Annotated in this window: 5 protein-coding genes; 4 read left to right on the top strand and 1 reads right to left on the bottom strand. The window is 63.2% G+C overall.

The window, feature by feature from the left end; all coding sequences use genetic code 11:
* Positions 1 to 746 precede the first annotated feature (746 nt).
* Positions 747 to 1,793, top strand: coding sequence for a GH25 family lysozyme (locus tag ASD31_RS18530; protein WP_056337141.1), 1,047 nt, complete (start codon positions 747 to 749; stop codon positions 1,791 to 1,793).
* A gap of 60 nt (positions 1,794 to 1,853) precedes the next feature.
* Here the strand turns inward: ASD31_RS18530 and ASD31_RS18525 are convergent, their stop codons facing one another.
* A complete protein-coding gene (locus tag ASD31_RS18525) occupies positions 1,854 to 2,708 on the bottom strand; it encodes an IclR family transcriptional regulator (protein ID WP_056337138.1) in 855 nt (284 codons plus the stop codon).
* Between the two features lie 381 nt (positions 2,709 to 3,089).
* Here ASD31_RS18525 and gcl point away from each other — a divergent pair, with 381 nt between their 5' ends.
* Genes gcl through ASD31_RS18510 form a run of 3 tightly spaced genes read left to right on the top strand, consistent with a single transcriptional unit; the run spans position 3,090 to position 6,596 of the window.
* Positions 3,090 to 4,874 (top strand): glyoxylate carboligase, encoded by a 1,785-nt coding sequence (gcl, locus tag ASD31_RS18520; RefSeq protein ID WP_056337135.1) that lies wholly within the window; start codon positions 3,090 to 3,092, stop codon positions 4,872 to 4,874.
* A 16-nt stretch (positions 4,875 to 4,890) separates the two neighbouring features.
* A complete protein-coding gene (gene hyi, locus ASD31_RS18515) occupies positions 4,891 to 5,706 on the top strand; it encodes a hydroxypyruvate isomerase (protein ID WP_056337132.1) in 816 nt (271 codons plus the stop codon).
* A complete protein-coding gene (locus ASD31_RS18510; RefSeq protein ID WP_320409409.1) occupies positions 5,604 to 6,596 on the top strand; it encodes a 2-hydroxy-3-oxopropionate reductase in 993 nt (330 codons plus the stop codon). The genes hyi and ASD31_RS18510 overlap by 103 nt, the downstream gene beginning before the upstream one ends.
* Positions 6,597 to 6,702: the final 106 nt, after the last annotated feature.

Here is a 6,702-nt window from a genome sequence, read left to right as displayed (position 1 = left end):
AAAGGGATTGCTTGTGGCAAGCCCAGTCGCCGCTCCTCATGTGCGCCTCACAAGCGCGCCCCGCCCTGTTTCAGGCGAGAGGGAAACCATTTTCTGCCCATCCACCGAATGAAGACTTGCGTCCCGCCCCCATCCGGCACCGGCCCCGCCTCACCACCACGCCTGGCAGCGTATCCAATGACGGAACGGGAGTAAGGTGACACAGGTTTCATGGGGCGGGGATGAGCGGGGATGAATTTTTGCTCGGAAAGGGGTGGATCGTGGATGCTACGGGCTTCTTAAAGGCCGATGTCCTGGGCTGTTTGCGGGCTGCCGCGCACTCCAAGGTGATATTTCCGCGACCGGCTCCTCCCCCTCCGTCATCCTCGGGCTTGACCCGAGGATCCAGGGCCACGCCCATTGTCCATCGCCTGGGGCGTGGATCCTCGGGTCAAGCCCGAGGATGACGGAGAGTGGAGGGCGAGATGACCAAGGGATCGGCATATACAGGAAGGGGCGAGCCGGAGAAACAGGGCGCTCGAGGTACGGCCGAGGAGCTGTCGGCATTGCGGAAGCTAGCCGTCGTCGGCGCGCGATGCCGGCTCTCGGGGGCATTTGGGGGTGGCGTGATCCTTGCCGACAGGCGGTCAGAGTGGGGATTCGTACGTAAGAAAGATCGGATTCAATCTTTGTTGGTAATTTTCCGTTAGCATTTGAGACTGGTGGAGGCCGATGGCCGCCTGGTGTCTGTTTTGCGTGAGTGTCCTATGCGTCTATCGGCTGTTGCGGCGATTTTCCTTGGCTGCCTTGTTCTCTCGGGCTGCGCCTCCAGTTCGGGGCCTGAAGCGCTCGTCGCCGGGCTGCCCTCGAAGGAGGTGACCAGCTCGGTCGTGCCGGGTCCGGTGCCGACGGCGGCGGTCGGCGTGGCCGGGAACAGGGTGAGCGACGGGACGAGCGGCGAGCCGGCGGCGCGGCCGCACGAGCTTGCCTTTGCCGGCGGCGTGCCTGCACCGGAAGTCTTCCAGTCCGAGACCGTGGCGGGCATGGCCGTCCCGATGGAAAGGCCGGTCGCACTGGTGACGCCTGGCGACCCTTCCGCGGATGCAAGGCCCGGCCGGCGCACGCGCATCTACAGCCATCAGTTCCGCGACGCCCATCCGATCAATTTCGGCAAGCGCTCTCCGCGCAAGCATGCGGTGCACGGCGTCGATGTCTCCCGCTGGCAAGGCGAGATCGACTGGGCGACGCTGCGGACGCAAGGGGCGAATTTCGCCTATATCAAGGCGACCGACGGCGGCGACCATCTCGACCCGATGTTCAAGACGAACTGGCGCCGGGCCAAGGATGCCGGGCTGAAGCGCGGCGCCTATCATTTCTTCTACTGGTGCCGCACGGCCGGCGAGCAGGCCGACTGGTTCATCCGCAACGTCCCGAGGGACCCGGACGCACTGCCGCCGGTGATCGACGTGGAATATAACGGCGAATCCAGCTGCAAGTACCGCCTGTCGCGCGCCAGGGCGCTGGAAAAGATGCAGGTCTTCATGGACAAGCTGGAACGCCACTACGGCAAGCGCCCGGTGATCTATACCGCCCCGGATTTCTACCGTGACAATCTGGCCGGCGAATTCAAGGCCTATCCCTTCTGGCTGCGCTCGGTGGCCGCCCATCCGTCACAGGTCTATCCGGGCCGCAAATGGATGTTCTGGCAATATTCCGGCTCCGGCCTCTCGCAGGGCGTCGAGGGCAGGATCGACCTCAATGTGTTCCACGGCAGCGAGGCCGATTGGCATGACTGGATGGCGGGGCAGAGCTGAGGGTTGAGTTTCCTGGCCTGCGACTGCCGCATTCGGCCCGATATCGTGAGCGACCGGAGTTCACCCGGTCGCCGATGAACCCCTCTGCGGGAAGCGTCCCCCCATGGCCCGCGTCACCTCCTCCGCCGCCGCCTTCACCCACGGGCCGAGCGCTGCCAGCGTTTCGTCCGGAAGCCTGATCGCCGGGCCGGAGATGGAGATGCCGGCGATGGCTTCGCCATATTCGTTGAAGATCGGCGCGGCGAGGCAGCGCATGCCGAGCGTGTGTTCCTCGTCGTCGATGGAATAACCGCGGCCGCGAATGATTTCGAGGTCGGCCATCAGCCCGGGCAGGCTGTCGCGGGTGTTTGCGGTAAAGCGGAGGAGCGGCCGAGCGGAGAAAAGGCGCTCGACTTCGGTGCTCTCCCAAGTGGACAGCACCGCCTTGCCGATGCCGGACGCATGGACCGGGCCGCGGCGACCGGGGCGGAAGAAGGCGCGCATCGGCGCATGGCTTTCGACCTGCGACAGGAAGACGACATCACCCTCTTCGACGATGCCGATATTGGCGGTTTCGCCGCAGCTTTCCATCAGCTGTTTAAGGTATGGGCGGCTGATCGTGCCGAGCTTGCGGAAGCGCTGGAAGGCATTGCCGATCTCGAAGGCCTTGACGCCGATCGTCCAGGCGCCGGTCTCGCCGTCGTGGGCAACCATGCCATGGCCCTGGAGCGCGGTCAGCAACCGGTGGACGGTGGAGGGCGCCATACCGGACTGGTCGGAGAGGTCGGTGAGTGCTGCACCATCGGCACCTGCCACAAGGTCGAGCAGCCTGAGGCTGCGGTCGAGCACCTGCACGGAGGAAGGGGTGGCATTTTCGCCCGCCTTGCGGCCGGGCCGGGCGCGGATGGGGTCGTGTCTGGTTGGCTGGTCGGGCATGACGGGTCCGTGGTTCTCTTAGGCAACAACATATTGCATCGTGGATGAAAGCGGAACGATCTTCCTCTTCTCCCCAGCGGGGAGAAGGCCGACAGGCCGGATGAGGGGGCTGAAGGCCATCTTTCCACATCACTGACACCGGCTTTGCCGAAGCCCCCTCATCGCCTCACTGCGTTCGGCACTTCTCCCCGCGGGGGAGAAGAGGGAGATCGTTTCCGCCATCGGAAATTTCTTGTGCACTTATCAGCATGCCGTCCGCCTCCATTCCTACTCAATTCCTTGAAAATGTTTATTTCCACATGATGAGAATGATTTCCATTTAAAAATTGCGCGTCTCGAAATTTGATCTAACTTCCTCCTCACAGGATGGAGGAGACAGTCATGGCAAAAATGCGCGCAGTCGATGCGGCGGTTCTGGTTCTGGAGCGGGAGGGCGTCGATTGCGCCTTCGGGGTTCCGGGCGCGGCGATCAATCCGTTTTATTCGGCGCTGAAGGCGCGCGGCTCGGTGCGCCATATCCTGGCGCGGCATGTCGAGGGCGCCTCGCATATGGCGGAGGGTTATACCCGCGCCAGGCATGGCAATATCGGGGTTTGCATCGGCACATCCGGGCCGGCCGGTACCGACATGATCACCGGGCTCTATTCGGCCCAGGCGGATTCGATCCCGATCCTCTGCATCACCGGCCAGGCGCCGCGCGCAAGGCTGGACAAGGAGGATTTTCAAGCTGTCGATATTGCCAGGATCGCCGCGCCGGTGACCAAATGGGCGGTGACCGTGATGGAGCCGGCGCTGGTGCCCTTCGTCTTCCAGAAGGCTTTTCACCTGATGCGCTCCGGCCGACCGGGTCCGGTGCTGATCGATCTGCCGGTCGATGTGCAACTGGCCGAGATCGAGTTCGACATCGATACCTATGCACCGCTTGAAGCCTACAAGCCGAAGGCGACGCGGGCGCAGGCGGAAAAGGCGATCGCCATGCTGAACGCGGCCGAGCGGCCGTTGATCGTCGCAGGCGGCGGCATCATCAATGCGGATGCCTCCGACCTGCTCACCGAATTCGCCGAGATCACCGGCATTCCGGTCATCCCGACGCTGATGGGCTTGGGCACGATCCCGGACGATCACCCGCTGATGGCCGGCATGTGCGGGCTGCAGACCTCGCATCGCTACGGCAACGCCAATCTGCTGGCTTCCGACTTCGTGCTCGGCGTTGGCAATCGCTGGGCCAATCGCCATACGGGCAATGTGCCGACCTATACGGAAGGCCGCACATTCGTCCATGTCGATATCGAGCCGACCCAGATCGGCCGGGTCTTTGCGCCGGATTTCGGCATCGTCTCGGATGCGGGTGCAGCCCTGAAACTGTTCCTCGACGTCGCCACCGAATGGAAGACGGCGGGCAAGCTCAGGGATTGGTCGGGCTGGGCGGAAGAATGCCGTAAGCGCAAGCGGACCATGCTGCGCAAGACCCATTTCGACCAGGTCCCGTTGAAGCCACAACGTGTCTACGAAGAGATGAACAAGGCCTTTGGCCGCGACACCTGCTATGTCTCAACCATCGGGCTGAGCCAGATCGCCGGGGCGCAGTTCCTGCATGTCTACCGGCCACGCAACTGGATCAATTGCGGCCAGGCCGGCCCGCTCGGCTGGACGCTGCCGGCAGCGCTCGGCGTGCGTGCCGCCGATCCCGACCGGCCGATCGTGGCGCTGTCGGGTGACTATGACTTCCAGTTCATGATCGAGGAACTGGCCGTCGGCGCCCAACACAGGCTGCCCTATCTGCATGTGGTCGTGAACAATTCCTATCTCGGCCTCATCCGCCAGGCGCAGCGCGGGCTGAACATGGATTTCGAGGTGAGCCTCGCCTTCGACAATATCAATGCGTCCGGCGATGCGGAAAAGGGCTATGGCGTCGATCATGTGGCGGTCGCCGAAGGGCTCGGCTGCAAGGCGATCCGGGTGAAGAGCCCGAACGAGTTCGCGGATGCCTTCGAGAGGGCAAAGGCGCTGATGGATGAGCACCAGGTGCCGGTCGTCGTGGAATTCATCCTCGAGCGCGTCACGAATATTTCCATGGGCGCCGATATCGATGCGGTCGTCGAGTTCGAGGACCTGGCCGAGCGCGGCGAGGATGCGCCGACGGCGATCATGGCGCTCATCGACTGAAACAGGAGGATTTCCCATGCCCAGATTTGCGGCGAACCTGACCATGCTTTTCAACGAGGTGCCTTTCCTCGATCGCTTCGCGCTGGCCGCCAAGGCCGGTTTCACGGCGGTGGAATATCTCTTTCCCTATGATTTCGACCGGAAGGTTCTGCGCTCGGCACTCGACGACCACGGATTGACCCAGGTGCTGCACAATTTGCCGGCCGGCGATTGGGCCGGCGGCGAGCGCGGCATCGCCGTGCTGCCCGACAGGGTCGATGAGTTCAGGAGCGGCGTCGCCTCGGCGATCGACTATGCCACGGCGCTTGGCTGCAGCCAGATCAACTGCCTGTCCGGCATCGCGCCGTCCGGCCTGTCCGATGCGGTGCTCAGAGCAACCTTCGTCGCCAATTTGAAGCTTGCGGCAAACGAACTGGGCCGGCACGGCATAAGGCTGCTGATTGAGCCGATCAACCGGTTCGACATTCCGGGCTTCTATCTCAACACGGTGGACCAGGCGGCCTCGATCATCGAGGAGGTCGGCAGCGACAATCTGTTCATCCAGTATGACCTCTACCACCAGCAAAGGACCGAGGGAGAACTGATCGGCACGTTCCGCAAGCATCAGGACAGGATCGCCCATATCCAGCTTGCCGACAATCCGGGCCGCAATGAGCCGGGCACCGGCGAGATCAACTATCCCTTCGTTTTCGGGGCGCTGGACGCCGCCGGTTACGACGGTTTCATCGGCTGCGAATACAAGCCGCGCACCACCACCACCGAAGGCTTCGGCTGGCTTGTCGCCGAACGGGCCGCCGAAAAAGGCGCAGACATTATCAGGATCAGGAGCTAAGCATCATGGCCACAATCGGCTTTATCGGACTGGGCATCATGGGAACGCCGATGGCGCGTCATCTGCAGGATGCCGGCCACACCGTCGTCACCTCGAAATTCCACATCCCGCCCAGACAGGAACTCATCGACAACGGCCTGCAATTCGCCGAGACCCCGAAGGCGCTGGCCGAACAGGTCGATATCACCATCCTTATGCTGCCGGACACGCCGGACGTGAAGGATGTTCTGTTCGGCGAGAACGGCGTTTCGCACGGCCTGTCGAGGGGCAAGCTGGTGATCGACATGAGCTCGATCTCGCCGATCGAGACGAAGGAATTTGCAAGGATCGTGCGCGGGACGGGTGCCGAATATATGGACGCGCCGGTGTCCGGTGGCGAAGTGGGCGCCAGGAATGCGTCGCTGTCGATCATGGCCGGCGGCACCAGCGAAAGTTTCGAGCGGGCGCTGCCGCTCCTCCAGCTGATCGGCAAGAACATCACGCTGGTCGGCGATTGCGGCGACGGGCAGGTGACCAAGGTCGCCAACCAGATCATCGTAGCGCTGACGATCGAGGCGGTGTCGGAAGCGCTGGTCTTCGCGTCGAAGGCCGGCGCCAATCCGGCCCGGGTTCGGGAAGCGCTGATGGGCGGGTTTGCCTCCTCGCGCATTCTCGAAGTGCATGGCGAGCGGATGATCAAGCGCACCTTCGATCCGGGCTTCCGCATTTCGCTGCACCAGAAGGACCTGAACCTCGCTCTGCAAGGGGCGAAATCGCTCGGCATTTCCCTACCGAATACGGCAGCGACGCAGGAGCTGTTCCACAGCTGCGCTGCCAATGGCGAAGCTGGCCTCGACCATTCGGGTCTCGTCAAGGCTCTGGAACGCATGGCCAACCACGCGGTCGCCTGACGGTCCGGCCGGGCGGGGAGAGGAGCCTCGCCCGGTACTATTGTTCGTCTTTATGTTCGTGAGCGGCGCCCCCTCATCCGCCCTTTGGGCACCTTCTCCCCGAGGG

This window comes from Rhizobium sp. Root482 (assembly GCF_001426565.1).
Taxonomy (GTDB): Bacteria; Pseudomonadota; Alphaproteobacteria; order Rhizobiales; family Rhizobiaceae; genus Pararhizobium.
This window is presented reverse-complemented; position numbering and strand designations above follow the sequence as displayed.